Below are 14,504 nucleotides of genomic sequence, written 5' to 3'. Positions count from 1 at the left end.
AACGCCATGCCAGATTCAATCGACTGGGACAAACTTAAGACCTTCCACGCGGCGGCACGGTCTGGATCGCTGACCCGCGCGGCTGAAGATTTGGGTATTTCCCAAAGTGCGGTCTCGCGCCAGATCGCCGCGCTTGAAGACGCAATGAACCTGCCACTCTTTCACCGTCATGCACGCGGCCTCACCCTGACCGAAGAAGGCGCAATGCTGTTTAAAACAGCCAACGATGTCCACGGTCGCATCGCCATGAGCTTGGCAAGTGTGCAGAATATCCGTCAGCTACCGCAGGGCGTTTTACGGGTTAGCTCCCCTATTTCTTTGGGCTCAAACTGGCTGACGACCGTGCTGCCCGAATTCATGAAAGCCTATCCAGAGATTGAAGTTCAGCTAATTTTGGAAGATTCTGAACATGACCTGATGGCGTTTGACGTGGATTGTGCCCTCCGGCCATGGCCGTCGACCCAAGGCGATCTCATCGAAAGAAAACTTGGCCAGATCACGCAGTCCCTCTACGCCGCGCCGAGTTACCTTGCTGAATTCGGCGCGCCGACATCAGCGAAGGATCTCGACAACCATAAGATTGTCGCCTTTGGCGGGTTACTGCCCTCAAAACTGCAAAGCTCTAACTGGGCGCTAACCGTCGGACGAGAACCATCAGAAGAACCGCGCAAACCCGTGATGAGCATCAATAACCTCCACGGCATTATGCGAGCTGCAGAAGCTGGCATCGGGCTTGCTGGATTACCGGATTACATGACGGCGGCGACGCGCCGGTTGGTACGTATTTTGCCGGAAGTGCGCGGTGAAAGTTTCGACTTATACTTCGTTTATCCGACTGAACTTCGCGGCTCAGCAAAGGCGAAAGTCTTCCGAGAATTTCTGCAAAAAGTCACTCGAACGTCGCCCCTAATTACCGGGTGACCGCAGAGCGGTTCTCTAAGTCATGCAGAAAAGCATAGGTTGGTTGCACCGCTAACGGTTCTAACCAGACCCGCAACTTCTTAAATGCAATCCAACACACAGCGACGTCCTCCCTTTTGCCGCTGCTGTGTTTTATACCGCAAGTCACTCTCCCCGACTGAATTGCGAAGACTTAAGCCGGACCTTGCCTCGCAAGCGTCCGGCTTTTTTTTGCCGAAATCTTAACCCCTTTGGCCGACAGAATATCCCGAGCGTGACAGTACCGCGGACGGGTAGGGACAGGATGAACGATATCGCCAGTGGCGCCTTCAATGACGAAGCGTCCGCAACGAAACCGACGATCGTGGAGCCTGGGCAGGAACGCGAGTTCCTGAACATGATATTGCAGAACTTGGATGTCGGCGTCGCGATCCTCGACGAGGACATGCGCTACCGACTTTTATCCAACGCCTCTATTCGCCAACTTAAACTCGGTGAAGGGGATATCCAACTCGGAGACCCTCTTTCAAAGATGCACGCCGTCATGGCTGAAAAAGGTATGATGACGCCTGAAATCATGGCTCAGAATGCATTGTCTGAAGATGAGCAACGTAAAAAAGCGCTAAGCGGCGCTGACGAAGAGAACACATCTCGATTGGTCAAACTCGGTGACGGCACCACCCACCGATTCTGTCGTCAAGTCTTGGGCAATGGCTACACTATGTCTGTTGCCTCGGACGTCACGGAACTGGTTGAAAAAGACCGATTACTCGACGCAGCGCTTTATCTCGGCAATGCGGGCTATTGGATTTATGATTTCGGAACAAAGACCTACACGCTGTCGAAATCTCTGCAGGACTATCTCGATCAAGATACGCTGAAAAATGTCTATACTCAGGGCATTGTTAGCATTGTGCCGCCGGAGGACCGGGAGATCGTCAAATCGGCGATTGGGGGTCTAACTCGAGAGAAATCTAGATTCGAGATTGAAACTCGCACCAAAGCGCGGGACGGGTCACTACGCTGGTCTCGGACCAATGCTGAGATCGTTTATGATCCAAACGGACGGCCACTGCGCCTGCGGGCTTTTGTCAAAGATGTCGATCGAGAGCACCGCCAGCAAGCCGCTTTAGAAAGCGCAACAGAAGAAGCAGTCATGGCCAGCAAGGCCAAATCTGAATTCTTGGCCAATATGAGCCATGAAATCCGCACTCCAATGAACGGCATTCTGGGGATGGCGGGATTGTTGGCTCTATCCAGCATCGATGATCGCCAACGCGAATATGTCGATGTCATCACCAATTCGGCGAGTGCGCTGCTCTGCATCATCAATGATATTCTCGATTTCTCAAAAATCGAAGCCGGCGCCATGAAACTCGACCCAACGCCGTTCGATCTGAAATCATCCGTCAGCGACGTGACTTCCCTGCTTGTGGCCAATGCTCAGGATAAGGGTTTGGAACTGATCATCAATTATCCCAGCGAGTTGCCTAAACATTTTATCGGTGACGCAGGCCGAATTCGTCAGATCCTGACCAATTTGCTTGGCAACGCTATTAAGTTCACCGCCGATGGGCACGTCAGAATAGACGTAAAAGTCGAGGCATCGGACGACAATCCGGATCAACCTATGGTGACGCTGGACGTTATTGATACGGGAATCGGTATTGCGGCAGACAACCTGCAAGCCGTATTCGACAAGTTCACTCAGGCAGATGGGTCGACCACCCGTGTCTATGGCGGCACAGGGCTTGGCTTGGCGATCACCAAACGCATCGTCGAAATGATGGGCGGAACTGTCAATGTGACGTCGGAAGTCGGCGTCGGCTCGACCTTTGGCGTCAGTATCCCGCTCAAGATAGATCGTAATGCTCGCGCTGAAACATTCGATGTGGCCGCGATCTCTGGAAAACATGCCCTCATTGTCGACGATATCGACGTCAATCGTATGGTGCTTCATGACCAAATCGCCGGGTGGGGAATGACAAGTCATGCCGTCGTGAACGGTGTTGAGGCTGCCGAAGCGCTCAAAACCGCTGCAGAAACACCTGACGCACAGCCTTATGACGTCATCTTACTCGACTATCTCATGCCAGGCGTGAATGGCCGAGAGTTGGCCTCACTCCTCACCAAACAAACCAGCATCGACGTCCCGCCGATTGTGATGCTGTCTTCATGCGATCAGTCGGTTTCAAGCACGGATCTCGTTGAAATCGGAATTGAGACCTATCTCGTCAAACCTGTGCGCGAGCGGCGTCTATTTGAAACATTAGGCCGCGTTCTGTCACGACGAGCTCAGGCTGACACACCGCCCGTCACTGTGACCGCAGACCCAGCCAGTGACTACCAACCGATTCAAGCCGCACCGGAACCCAGCGCATTAGACCTTGTGTCCGACATTATATCGGCACCGGCCGAGGCGCCAGTTTCATCTGTTCGACCGATGCCTATTGTCGCGACACCGCCGCCTATGCCCGAGGTCGCGCCTACCCCTGTTCAAGCTGCGACACCGCTACCTATGCCCGCAGTGGCCCCTACTCCTGTTCAAGCTGCGGTGCCGTCACCCGCACCCGCACCCGCACCCGCACCCGCACCCGCACCCGCACCCGCACCCGTGGCGGAAGCGAAACCGATTAATCCCGGCAAGCAGGAAATCCTCGTCGCCGAAGACTTCCCTCTCAACCGCGATGTTGTCCGGTTGATGTTGGTCGAATCTGCTTTCGAGCCTGTGTTTGCGGAAAATGGCAAGATCGCGTCCGACCTCTATATGGCCGAGTCCGAGCGCTTCCCCCTTGTACTTATGGACGTATCCATGCCCGTTATGGACGGATTTCAAGCGACAAAAGCTATTCGCGACTGGGAAGCTGAGCGCGGACACCGGAATGTGCCGATCATTGCTCTGACAGGGCACGCGCTCAAGAATGACCGTCAGGAATGCCTAGATGCGGGCATGACGCATTATCTGACCAAGCCGGTTAAACAGACTGAGCTTCTGGAAGTTCTGGAACATTATTCCGGCCGCGCCGTCGAAAGCGATATTTCCAAAGTCGCGTAACCCCATCAGGTTCCGCCAACAAAAAAGCCCGCCAAATTGGCGGGCTTTCTTTTATGTATTGAACGGCGCGGCTAGTAGCCGACCTTTTTCAGTTCGGCTTCCAGTTCAGGCAGTGCCTTGAACAGGTCTGCCACAAGACCGTAATCGGCAACTTGGAAGATCGGGGCTTCCTCATCCTTGTTGATCGCGGCGATGACTTTGGAATCCTTCATGCCAGCCAAGTGCTGGATCGCGCCAGAAATACCGACTGCGATGTAAAGTTCCGGCGCAACAGCCTTACCCGTCTGGCCAACCTGATAGTCATTGGGGACATAACCCGCATCAACTGCGGCACGCGACGCGCCAACGGCAGCGCCAAGCTGGTCGGCAATCGTTTCGATCAGAGCGAAGTTCTCACCAGAGCCCATACCGCGACCGCCAGAGATAACGATTTTCGCGCCTGTCAGTTCAGGACGATCCGATTTGGTCAATTCCTCAGACACGAATGTTGAGCCGGTATCACCAATCTCGGCCGATTTGGATTCAGACGACGCTGAGCCACCCTCGCCTGCCAACGGAAAGGCCGTTGTGCGGACAGTGACGACTTTTTTGGCGTCGGTCGATTTGACATAAGCGAGCGCATTGCCCGCATAAATTGGACGCTCAAATGTATCGCCCTCAATGCCTGTGACAGAGCTGATTTGCTGCGTGTCGAGCTTGGCCGCTACACGCGGCATATAGGCTTTGTGGGTTGTCGTATCGGCCGCCATGACCGTGTCATAACCATCCATCAAAGCAACAATCGTCGCTTCCATCGCTTCGGGCATTTGCCGGGCGAGCAAATCATGTTCGACATTGATGACTGCGCGAACGCCGTCAATCTTAGCCGCCGCTTCAGCCGCCGCGCTTGCGCCTTGACCAGCCACAAGAATATCAATGTCTCCGCCCAAAGCTTTAGCCGCCGAGACGGTTTTAGACGTCGCGTCATTCAAGGACGCATTATTATGTTCTGCAACAACAAGGGTCGCCATTAGATCACTCCCGCTTCGTTCTTGAGTTTGTCGACCAGCGTCGCAACGTCTTCGACCTTAATGCCGGCTTCACGCGCCTTCGGCTCCGTGACTTTCACAACCGTCAGACGCGGCGTGGTATCGACGCTGAAATCTTCAGGTGTTTTGGCGTCAATCGGCTTACGTTTCGCCTTCATGATGTTCGGCAAAGACGCATAACGTGGCTCGTTCAGGCGTAGATCGGTCGTCACGACCGCTGGCAATTTGAGATTCACAGTCTGCAGACCACCATCAATCTCGCGCTTGACTTCAATCGTGCCGTCGCCAGCCGCCAACGTGTTGGCATATTGACCAATCGGCCAGTCCAGTATGGCCGCCAGCATGCCACCAGTCGCGCCGTAATCATTGTCGATAGCTTGTTTACCCATCAGGATCAGCTCTGCGCCCTCAGCTTCAGCGACAGCTTTGAGAATCTTGGCAACCGCGAGCGGCTCCAAATCTTCGTCAGTCGTGACGTGCACACCTCGGTCCATGCCCATAGCCAAAGCCGTCCGAATAGTTTCTTGCGCTTTAGCGGGACCGACAGAGACAGCGATGGTCTCAGTGGCCGTGCCGGCTTCTTGCATACGCACAGCCTCTTCGACGGCGATTTCGTCGAACGGGTTCATGCTCATCTTAACATTAGAGAGGTCAACGCCGCTCTGGTCGGGTTTGACCCGGGCCTTGACGTTGTAATCAAGCACACGCTTGACCGGGACGAGAACTTTCATGGAGAGCTCCGAAAGAGTGGGTTTGGCGGCCATATGCGCGGGCCGGGCCAGAGTTTCAAGGCGACAAAGCGCTTCAGTCGTGTTGTCCGGCCCGAAGATTACGCATGCGATGGCTCCTCAGGGACAGCAGGGTACAGCCTCTGCGCTATGATGTAGGGTAACCAGGTGAAAAACAACAAACACCCTGCAAAGCCATTCAACGACGTAAACCAGCCCAATCCCGCGACGAGGAAGGCCAACAAGGCTTCGCTCCATTTCGTGAATCGCGACTGTTTCGTCAGCGCTAACTCATAAGCATTGAGATCAAGCAGCTCAGCCTTTTTGACGGCATAGCCATACATGAGGCTGATCACGCTGAAGAGCAGACCGTAAATCAGGCCGAAAATTGCAATGACGCGGCCAGACACTTCAAAACTTGATATCCCAATTTCAATATTTCGGGATGGATCCCCCGTCGAAAGTCCGATGATGAAAGCAAACAGGGAGTCGAAGGCAAACCGCAAGGGATAAGCCATATAAAGAACGAGGAAAATCAGAACTGCATTGTAAAAAATCACCCGTTGGTCCGCCACGCCGTAGCGCCGAAAGAAGGTGTAATGCGCAATCCAAACACCCAGCAAAACCGCAAAACAGGCGGCCGCGGGAATACTGAAAATCAGAAAATGAATGAGCTGATCATAGGTCCGAGGCGCATCAACGCCTGAGATAATCATGCCAAGGGCGACAGCAAAGGCGATATCCGATAGGTTTTCAATCCGCGTTACGGCTTCACCGCGCCAGCGAAAATTCGGATCATGGTCCAGCTGTTTGCCGATTGCTTTACGCAACATGTCGGCTACTGGACCTTAACACTCAAACCGAGTGGCTTGATTGTCGGTTCTGATCCGTCCTGGCCAGTCAAAGCCGTGATCGAGACAGGCCTTTCAGGGGCCATCGTGACCGTCATGGTCTGACCCGGTGTGTCGATAAAGTCGATCAAACCGCTCCCGACCGTGTCCATCATGTCGCGTTCGAACTCACTCCGTGCGGTCAGCGAGCCGAGCGCGATCATCGTCTTCGCCGCACCTTTCAACACGGCAACTGGCTTGCCCGTGACCTCAGCAGCCACTTTGTAGCCTCGGTCAACGAGGCTGTTACCGGCGACATCCTGTATGTCACAATTCAGGCTTTCGATTTTGATGCGTTTATTTGCTTCAGTCTGCGCAAGCCGGAAGGCTTCCATATCGGCCATATATCTATCGAAATCAGCCTCTTGAGCCTTGTTGCCATCAATGTGGAGCGTCGGCGTGCTCAGACCCTGCGCCTTCATATACTCTGCAGACGCCATCATGCCTTGCACGGCATAATCGCAACGGGTGCGCAGCCCCTCATCAATTTCCAATCGCGCATCGCTGACAACCATTCTGTCGTCCTTGCGGTCGAGCGTCATGGTCTGCGACCCTTTCATCGTGATTTCGGCCAAGCCGTTTTCGCGTAGCACGTCCATGTAAGGCGCAACGGGTGTCCCTGCCGCGTCTTTGAAGGTTATGACCATCGGTGAAAGCACAGAGCGCATGGTGGTTTTGGAGCCTGTTGTCTCGCTATCGCCCTCAAACCCTTCTGTTGTCAGATCGAAGATACGGGATTTCAAATTGAGTTTCCCAAGATCGATCTGGCGGTAAGGCATCGTTCCTGAGGGCGATAGAACCTGCATATAGGTGCCGATAATCCCCATATTCGGCGTCGGCAGACTATTCTTCGCATCAGACGATGTATTCAGGCCCAAGAGGGTCAAACCGTCCATTTCCAAATCAAATGACCCGCCGGGCCCGCCGTCCAGCCAGTCAAAATCGACAGTTTCGATGATGAGATCGAGCCGTTCGTCTGACTTGTTATTCCCTACCACGACCTGCGCGATGCTCAGCGTGCCTTCTTGACCATCTTCGAAAGCCGTCGCTGTCAGGTCTTGCAGATGAAGCGCGCCAAAGCTCTGATTATCAGACATGTCAGACACAGTGTCGTTATTGGTGACATCTGCCCCGGCTTCGCCGCGCAGCAAGCGGGCCAAGCTCTGAGCCAGATCAGGTGACGGCGAGACGACCGTCATTTCGCCCAAACTTGCCTCAACCGTTTTGACTTGGCCCTCATCTTCAAAATCCTCCGCGCGCAAATCATTGACGATCATTTTGTCGAAGGTTGGACGACCATCGACTTCATGTAGGCCGATCAGTCTGACTTGGTCGGCCTTGACGACGCTACCGTGATGCTCGGCGGACCAATTGGTATAAGTCACGTTCGACCCATCGATCTCACGTGCCGCTTGAGTTGACGTCTCGCTGTCCAACTCCAGCGCAGTAAGAAGGTCCATCGTCGTGGCTTCGGACCCCGAACGCGGTTTAACCTCGAAATAGCGTGATAAGGCCGTTTGATCGGCCTTGCTCAGCTCAAGAGACGCCGCTTCGACTGAGATTTCGGGAATGTCGGCCTTGTCCCCGCTCGAACAAGCCCCCATCAATAAGGCAGAGGCAGCGAAGCCCACCATCAGAGTTCGGCGCAAGGAGACCGGGGTAGCGAACATGTCAGGGGTCCTGTCGAAATTAAAGCGCAACTCTAGCGGTGGCGCAAAACCTGACAAGGCGGAATTCCCGTTGCGCGACAGCGCAGACCCGCGCATCCTTTATGTGCTGTCAAACCGCGCACGGCGCGTCTCGCTCAAGGTCAAAGCGGCAGAGCGGCAGGTCCACGTCATCGTCCCCAATCTGCGCGCTTTTGCTCAGGCGCAGGCTTTCGCTCAAACCCAGCGCGACTGGATTGATGTACAACTAGAAGGGTTGCCGCCACCGCAGCCCTTTGTGCCGGGCGAAGATATTTTGTTTCAAGGCGATCTCTACCGCCTCGTCAGTCCGCCCGGAAAAGGTCGAGCCAAGATTGACCGTGCCGGTCGTCGGATCATCGTGCCCTCCCCTGATCCAGAGAGTTTTGCCGGTCGCGTCCGGCGCCTATTGATTCGCGAAGCCCGGGCGGAGCTAGAAGCCGCCACGCATCACTATGCCAGCGAGCTCGGCAAACGGGTCGGCAAAGTGAGTGTGCGCGACCAAGCTAGCCGGTGGGGCAGCGCCATCACGCGGCAAGGAGAAGGCCATATCAGCTATAGTTGGCGTCTGATCTGCGCCCCGCCCGACATTCTCGAATATGTCTGCGCTCACGAATGCGCGCATTTGGTAGAAGCCAATCATAGCGCGGCCTTCTGGGCCGTGTGTGAGCAGCTATTTCCCGAGACGAAGCGCGCCAAACGTTGGCTCACCAAACATGGCGGTGACCTGCACGCGGTCGGCGCTGACGTCTGAGCAAATAGGCGGCACAGCTTGCAACCAATCGGGCCGCCCCGCATAACTCTACAATGGATACATTCGCAAAATTTGCTGCGAGGGGCTTAGACCTTCTAGGCTCTCTCTTTCTGCTGTTAGTCGCCCTGTTGTTGGTTGCGGCGATTGGCCTGTTCATCTTCGACAAGACGCAGCGTAAAAATACGATCTGGCGGAACTATCCAGTCATCGGTCACTTCCGGAATCTGTTTCAGATACTCGGCGAGTTTTTTCGTCAATATTTCTTCGCTCAAGACCGAGAGGAAATGCCGTTTAACCGAGCCGAGCGTGATTGGGTTAAACATGTCTGCGAGGACGGGAAAGATGTGGTGCCATTCGGGTCGACGAAGGTGTTTGCCCCCGGCATGCCGATATTCGCCAATGGTCTGTTTCCGAAACTGGATGAAGACGAGACGATCAAACCGCCCTTCGTGATCGGACCAGGCACGCCCAACCCCTATCACCCGTCCAGCTTTTTCAATATTTCGGCCATGAGTTATGGCTCCATATCCGCGCCTGCCGTGCGGGCGTTAAGTCTCGGCGCGCAGATGGCGGGATGCTATCTTAATACAGGTGAAGGCGGGGTCTCGCCCTACCATCTCGAAGGCGGATGCGACGTCGTTTATCAACTGGGCACAGCCAAATTTGGCGCGCGTAACGAAGACGGCACGCTGAACGAAGAGAAACTCGCCAAAATCTGCGAAAACCCACACATTAAAATGATTGAGATCAAGCTGAGCCAAGGAGCAAAACCCGGCAAGGGCGGCATTCTCCCGGCGGCTAAAGTGAACAAGGAAATTGCCGATATTCGCGGCATTCCAGAAGGCGAGAGCGCCCTGTCGCCCAACCGCCACGTTGATGCCAGTAATTCTGAGGAATTGCTCGACCTGATTGACCAAGTCCGGCGCGTGTCCAAACGTCCGACCGGAATCAAATTTTGCATGGGTCAGGTGGAGCCGGTGCAGGACCTGATCGACACGATCCTTAAGCGCGGTGCCGCATCAGCCCCCGATTATATTGCCCTTGATAGTGGCGACGGCGGCACAGGCGCAGCGCCCATGCCTCTGATCGACAATACCGGCATGCTGATCGAAGATAGCCTGCCTTTGCTCGACGATATGTTGCGCGCCGCAGGCCTACGGGACCGCATTAAGATCATCGCCGCCGGAAAGCTCATTACCTCGGCTGACGTGGCTTGGGCGCTCTGTGTCGGCGCTGATATGATCAATAATGCGCGCGGCTTCATGTTCGCATTGGGCTGTATTCAGGCGCTTAAATGCGACAAGAACACCTGCCCAACTGGCATTACAACGCATGATAAACGCCTGCAGAAGGGCCTCGATCCGAGCAACAAAGCCGTACGCGTACGCAATTTTGTCAAAACGCTTCATAGTGAAGTTGAAATGATCGCTCACGCCTGCGGTGTCGACAGTCCGCGCGACCTCACTCGCAGCCATTTACTGGTGATGCAATCATCGGGTCGCACGCGGCCGTTCAACAAAGTCTGGAATCCAGGTCGCTACTTATCGACTGAGGAACGCTAACCGCGTGCTCCGGTTGACGATAAGGGGCGTCGGACCTATCTTTTGACTATGATGAAACCCGGCAACATCCGACCGATCCTGACCGTGCCTGATCCGCGCCTTAAGCAGATCAGTGAGCCTGTTGAGCGCGTCGATGACGCCCTTCGCACGCTCATGGATGATATGTTGACGACCATGTATGCCGCGCCGGGCATTGGCCTCGCGGCAATTCAGGTGGGTGTTCCAAAGCGCGTTATCGTGATGGACTTGGCCAAGGACGGCGAAGACCCGAACCCGAAATATTTCGTCAATCCAGAAATCCTTGATCCAGACGTCGAAACCATCCCCTATCAAGAGGGCTGCTTGTCGGTGCCGGACATTTATGACGATGTAGATCGCCCTAAAACCTGCCGTGTCACTTATCTGGATTATAATGGCGAACGCGTGACGGAAGATTGCGAAGGCCTTTACGCTGTCTGTATCCAGCACGAAATGGATCATCTTGAAGGCATCGTCTTCCTCGATCACCTCTCACGTTTGAAACGTGACCGCGCGATCAAGAAGGTGATGAAAGCCGAAAAGCTTAAGGCTGCAAGCTAACAGCTGTTATCCACTGCACCCTGTCGTTCCCGATGACAGACAGTCACCAACTATTCGAGGCCTTTCCTTGCCGCTCAATCTTGTCTTTATGGGCACGCCCGATTTCGCAGTGCCGAGCCTCGCGGAAATCGTCGCGAATGGGCACAATGTCTTACGCGTTTACACGCAACCGCCGCGCAAATCAGGTCGTGGACAAAAGCTGACCAAATCGCCCGTCCATCAATTTGCAGAGATCATGGGTATTCCGGTCGAGACGCCAGAGAGTTTTCGCAAGCCATCCGTCATTGATGCACTTGAAGCCCTAGACGCGGACGTCGCCTGCGTGGTGGCCTATGGTCAAATCCTGCCGCAACGGGCCCTCGATGCACCAAAGGATGGCTGCCTGAACTTGCACGGATCGCTTTTACCGCGTTGGCGCGGGGCCGCTCCGGTTCAACGGGCCATTATGGCCGGGGATACACAAACGGGTGTGCAGATCATGCAAATGGCCAAAGGATTGGATACAGGCGATATATTGCTATCCGAGACCGTTGATATCCGCCCGACCGACACGGCGGCGAGCTTATCCAACCGGTTAGCGCAGACTGGCGCTGAAATGTGGCCCCGCATTCTAGGCGCAGTCGAGCGCGGTGCCCTCACGCCGACACCTCAAGCAGGTGACCCCACTTACGCCCATAAAATCGACAAGGCGGAGAGTCGGATCGACTGGTCCCGCTCGGCCGATGAACTTGATTGCCATATTCGCGGCCTTGCCCCCTTCCCCGGTGCTTGGTGTGAAATTGATGGTAAGCGGGTCAAAGTCCACTTGGCGACGCCCGAAAACGGATCGGGCGCACCTGGGACTGTGCTGGACGACAATCTGTTGATCGCCTGCGGCAAAAGCGCGCTACGGCTTCTTCAAGTCCAACCCGCTGGAAAGCCGAAAATGGACGCCGAGGCCTTTCTAAAAGGAACACCGGTGGCCAAAGCGCTTGTTTTACTTTAGGAAACCCTGATGACCGCACGACAATTCGAAGATTATCATGGCTATACAATAGTCCATAACAAGTCCGGGGCCCGTTTACTGACCGGCGATGGATCGCTCGCCAATCCTGAGACCTTTAAAAGTCTGGATGGCGCCAAACAGTGGATCGACGATCGACTAAAGGACCTTAAGGGCGACCGCCGCGCTGCCCATATTGGCACAGTAGACGGCTATGTTGACGCGCTGACGACGCAAGGACCGAGCAAGCATGAAGGCAAGATGCTGGCCGCTCACGCTGTTGCGCCGGATCGACGCATGACGCCTCAGCAACTCGCCGATGTCGCTGGCTGGAAACGCTATTCGTCGGCCAACACGCATTACGGTAAATTGGGCAAACGCTTTGCTGAACAGCTCAACTTGGAAATTTCTGAAGACAATAACCATGCCTGGACCCGCACGATCGGCGAATATGATGACGCCACAAGTGAGTGGATCATGCATGAGGAATTGGCCCAAGCGGTTGAGCAGCTTAAAATCCGCTAGGCGTTTTCTGACGCTTCCGGGCATCTAATGCCGCGCTACAAACTTACAATCGAATATGATGGCGGGCCCTATATGGGCTGGCAATGGCAGGACCATGGACCTTCGGTTCAAGGGGCTGTTGAGGACGCGGTCGAACGGCTCGATGGCGGACGTCGCGATGTCTACGGGTCCGGCCGCACTGATAGCGGCGTACATGCGCTAGCGCAGGTCGCGCATGTTGACCTGACCAAAGATTTGCGCGCCGATAAGGTCCGCGACGCGATCAACTTTCATCTTGGCGACCATCCGATCAGCGTTTTGGACGCGCAAAAGGTCGATGATGAGTTTCACGCCCGGTTCGACGCGCGGGAACGGCGCTACCTGTTTCGGATTATCGACCGCCGCCCACGACTGGCGCTTGATCGAGGTCGCGTCTGGCGTATCCCCGTCAAACTTGATGCCGAAGCGATGGATCACGCCGCACAAGTCTTTGTCGGGCGGCATGATTTTTCGACTTTCCGCGACACGCAATGCCAGGCGAATAGCCCGGAAAAGACGCTTGATCTGGTTCGGGTCACGCGTGTCGGCGACGAAATTCATTGCGAATTTTCCGCCCGATCTTTCTTGCACAAGCAAGTCCGCAGCATGGTCGGCAGTTTAGTCGAAGTGGGTCTCGGAAAATGGACAGCGCGAGATCTACAGGCGGCATTGGATGCAAAAGACAGAACTGCCTGCGGACCCGTCAGCCCACCGGACGGTCTTTACCTCATCAAAGTGACCTACCCTGACAACTAAGCGGGACCGATCACCTGAAGCAGACCCGTCAACAGAACCATCATACCCGTCGAGACTATGACGCATCCGACCAAGACCGCGCTTCCAAGCGGAAAGCCTGCTGCCCGTTGGGCTAAACGGATATCGATCGGTAGCAGACCCAAATAGGCAGCGAGCAAGGCCCCGTAGCCAATGATCGTCGGCACGCCGAGATAGACGACGCCTATGAAAATGACGCCCAAGGCAACACATAGCCAGACGAGCGCCCAGTTGCGCACCACCCACCACTCAGCAAGTCTATCCGTCCGGCTCATCAAGATCGCGACTAAGCCAGATGTGACGGGAAAACTGAGCAACCAAAGTCCGATAATCAGAGCGAAAGGCCCCAGCTGAAAGTCTGGCACATCAGTCCCGGCCAACGTAGCGCGCTCCGTTTCCAAACCCACCATGACGAGCCAAAGCGCCGGAAAACAGACCAGAAGCGCCACAAAAGCGCAAATCACCCCGGCTTTAGATAAATCGAAAAAGCGTCGCCAATCGGCCCAACGACCGACAGCACCAAAAACTCCGTAGAGCGTCTTCATGCGGGCAGTCTCAAGCGCCGGGCTTCAAGCATATGCCGCAACCCTTCAGGAATGGGGCAGACCTGTCCGCCCTGTGTCGAGACCAACGTCGCCAAAGCCAGCAGAACCGGGGTTTCGTCCTGATAGGCAACAGCCTGGGTCACCCATGAGGATCCACCGATCCGGCCGATACCAATATGGAAAATCAGCTCGGGACGAAGATGGCATTCATTGACGTAAGTCAGCGTCTGCCCACCCACCAAAGTCCGCACAGTATCGGTCTGAAAATAATCTTTCATAGGATGATTGAACCGCACCCGCGCATCTTCGAACAAGGCCGCCATTGCGACATTATTGACATGGTTCAGCGGGTCGAGATCTTGAAACCGTGGCCGCACGTCAACCGTCTCAGGATAGAGGTCACGGTCGAGCCAATGGGGGTCGATCCTTTGTCCGGAAGGGTAATCGGTCATGCGCGCGGCCATACTGTCGCGATACGG

General features: G+C 55.1%; 14 protein-coding genes. 8 read left to right on the top strand and 6 right to left on the bottom strand.

The window, feature by feature from the left end; all coding sequences use genetic code 11:
* Positions 1–6 precede the first annotated feature (6 nt).
* Positions 7–921: a LysR family transcriptional regulator gene (locus QQL54_RS02705; RefSeq protein ID WP_284387249.1), complete on the top strand. Its 915-nt coding sequence runs from the start codon at positions 7–9 to the stop codon at positions 919–921.
* A gap of 283 nt (positions 922–1,204) precedes the next feature.
* The gene (locus QQL54_RS02700; protein WP_284387247.1) at positions 1,205–3,955 is read left to right on the top strand and encodes a PAS domain-containing hybrid sensor histidine kinase/response regulator; all 2,751 of its coding nucleotides are present in this window, start codon (positions 1,205–1,207) and stop codon (positions 3,953–3,955) included.
* 71 nt (positions 3,956–4,026) lie between these two features.
* On the opposite strand, the gene QQL54_RS02695 is transcribed toward QQL54_RS02700, so the two are convergent.
* From QQL54_RS02695 to QQL54_RS02680, 4 genes are all read right to left on the bottom strand, one after another.
* Positions 4,027–4,965: an electron transfer flavoprotein subunit alpha/FixB family protein gene (locus tag QQL54_RS02695; protein ID WP_284387245.1), complete on the bottom strand. Its 939-nt coding sequence runs from the start codon at positions 4,963–4,965 to the stop codon at positions 4,027–4,029.
* On the bottom strand, positions 4,965–5,714 hold the full coding sequence (locus QQL54_RS02690; protein WP_284387243.1) for an electron transfer flavoprotein subunit beta/FixA family protein: 750 nt from the start codon (positions 5,712–5,714) through the stop codon (positions 4,965–4,967). The genes QQL54_RS02695 and QQL54_RS02690 overlap by 1 nt, the downstream gene beginning before the upstream one ends.
* A gap of 98 nt (positions 5,715–5,812) precedes the next feature.
* The gene (locus QQL54_RS02685; protein WP_284387241.1) at positions 5,813–6,544 is read right to left on the bottom strand and encodes a TMEM175 family protein; all 732 of its coding nucleotides are present in this window, start codon (positions 6,542–6,544) and stop codon (positions 5,813–5,815) included.
* A gap of 5 nt (positions 6,545–6,549) precedes the next feature.
* Complete coding sequence (locus QQL54_RS02680) at positions 6,550–8,271, bottom strand: hypothetical protein (RefSeq protein WP_284387240.1); 1,722 nt, start codon at positions 8,269–8,271, stop codon at positions 6,550–6,552.
* Between QQL54_RS02680 and QQL54_RS02675 the strand changes: the two genes are divergently transcribed.
* The 6 genes from QQL54_RS02675 (at position 8,270) to truA (ending at position 13,462) form a co-directional block, all read left to right on the top strand.
* Positions 8,270–9,040, top strand: a complete 771-nt coding sequence (locus QQL54_RS02675) for a M48 family metallopeptidase (protein ID WP_284387238.1) — start codon at positions 8,270–8,272, stop codon at positions 9,038–9,040. The two genes, QQL54_RS02680 and QQL54_RS02675, sit on opposite strands and share 2 nt — an antisense overlap.
* Positions 9,041–9,093: 53 nt before the next feature.
* Positions 9,094–10,602 carry an FMN-binding glutamate synthase family protein gene (locus QQL54_RS02670; protein WP_284387236.1) on the top strand — a complete coding sequence of 503 codons (1,509 nt, stop codon included), beginning with the start codon at positions 9,094–9,096 and terminating at the stop codon, positions 10,600–10,602.
* Positions 10,603–10,650: 48 nt separating this feature from the next.
* Positions 10,651–11,181, top strand: a complete 531-nt coding sequence (gene def, locus QQL54_RS02665; protein ID WP_284387234.1) for a peptide deformylase — start codon at positions 10,651–10,653, stop codon at positions 11,179–11,181.
* A gap of 67 nt (positions 11,182–11,248) precedes the next feature.
* On the top strand, positions 11,249–12,166 hold the full coding sequence (gene fmt / locus QQL54_RS02660; RefSeq protein ID WP_284387231.1) for a methionyl-tRNA formyltransferase: 918 nt from the start codon (positions 11,249–11,251) through the stop codon (positions 12,164–12,166).
* A gap of 9 nt (positions 12,167–12,175) precedes the next feature.
* Positions 12,176–12,688 carry a hypothetical protein gene (locus tag QQL54_RS02655; protein WP_284387229.1) on the top strand — a complete coding sequence of 171 codons (513 nt, stop codon included), beginning with the start codon at positions 12,176–12,178 and terminating at the stop codon, positions 12,686–12,688.
* Positions 12,689–12,715: 27 nt separating this feature from the next.
* On the top strand, positions 12,716–13,462 hold the full coding sequence (gene truA, locus QQL54_RS02650; protein WP_284387227.1) for a tRNA pseudouridine(38-40) synthase TruA: 747 nt from the start codon (positions 12,716–12,718) through the stop codon (positions 13,460–13,462).
* Here truA and QQL54_RS02645 read toward each other — a convergent pair.
* Both QQL54_RS02645 and QQL54_RS02640 read right to left on the bottom strand, forming a co-directional pair.
* The gene (locus tag QQL54_RS02645) at positions 13,459–14,025 is read right to left on the bottom strand and encodes a hypothetical protein (protein ID WP_284387224.1); all 567 of its coding nucleotides are present in this window, start codon (positions 14,023–14,025) and stop codon (positions 13,459–13,461) included. The genes truA and QQL54_RS02645 overlap by 4 nt on opposite strands.
* Complete coding sequence (locus tag QQL54_RS02640) at positions 14,022–14,477, bottom strand: acyl-CoA thioesterase (protein ID WP_284387222.1); 456 nt, start codon at positions 14,475–14,477, stop codon at positions 14,022–14,024. The genes QQL54_RS02645 and QQL54_RS02640 overlap by 4 nt, the downstream gene beginning before the upstream one ends.
* Positions 14,478–14,504: the final 27 nt, after the last annotated feature.

The organism is Algimonas ampicilliniresistens, assembly GCF_030159955.1.
Lineage (GTDB): Bacteria > Pseudomonadota > Alphaproteobacteria > Caulobacterales > Maricaulaceae > Litorimonas > Litorimonas ampicilliniresistens.
This window is presented reverse-complemented; position numbering and strand designations above follow the sequence as displayed.

Excerpts from the sequence above, each read along its gene's own strand:
- QQL54_RS02705 (WP_284387249.1), top strand. The coding sequence starts at position 7 with ATGCCAGATTCAATCGACTGGGACAAACTTAAGACCTTCCACGCGGCG.
- def (WP_284387234.1), top strand. The coding sequence starts at position 10,651 with ATGATGAAACCCGGCAACATCCGACCGATCCTGACCGTGCCTGATCCG.
- QQL54_RS02700 (WP_284387247.1), top strand. The coding sequence starts at position 1,205 with ATGAACGATATCGCCAGTGGCGCCTTCAATGACGAAGCGTCCGCAACG.
- QQL54_RS02655 (WP_284387229.1), top strand. The coding sequence starts at position 12,176 with ATGACCGCACGACAATTCGAAGATTATCATGGCTATACAATAGTCCAT.
- QQL54_RS02680 (WP_284387240.1), bottom strand. The coding sequence starts at position 8,271 with ATGTTCGCTACCCCGGTCTCCTTGCGCCGAACTCTGATGGTGGGCTTC.
- QQL54_RS02695 (WP_284387245.1), bottom strand. The coding sequence starts at position 4,965 with ATGGCGACCCTTGTTGTTGCAGAACATAATAATGCGTCCTTGAATGAC.
- QQL54_RS02685 (WP_284387241.1), bottom strand. The coding sequence starts at position 6,544 with ATGTTGCGTAAAGCAATCGGCAAACAGCTGGACCATGATCCGAATTTT.
- QQL54_RS02675 (WP_284387238.1), top strand. The coding sequence starts at position 8,270 with ATGTCAGGGGTCCTGTCGAAATTAAAGCGCAACTCTAGCGGTGGCGCA.
- QQL54_RS02690 (WP_284387243.1), bottom strand. The coding sequence starts at position 5,714 with ATGAAAGTTCTCGTCCCGGTCAAGCGTGTGCTTGATTACAACGTCAAG.
- QQL54_RS02670 (WP_284387236.1), top strand. The coding sequence starts at position 9,094 with ATGGATACATTCGCAAAATTTGCTGCGAGGGGCTTAGACCTTCTAGGC.
- truA (WP_284387227.1), top strand. The coding sequence starts at position 12,716 with ATGCCGCGCTACAAACTTACAATCGAATATGATGGCGGGCCCTATATG.
- QQL54_RS02645 (WP_284387224.1), bottom strand. The coding sequence starts at position 14,025 with ATGAAGACGCTCTACGGAGTTTTTGGTGCTGTCGGTCGTTGGGCCGAT.
- QQL54_RS02640 (WP_284387222.1), bottom strand. The coding sequence starts at position 14,477 with ATGACCGATTACCCTTCCGGACAAAGGATCGACCCCCATTGGCTCGAC.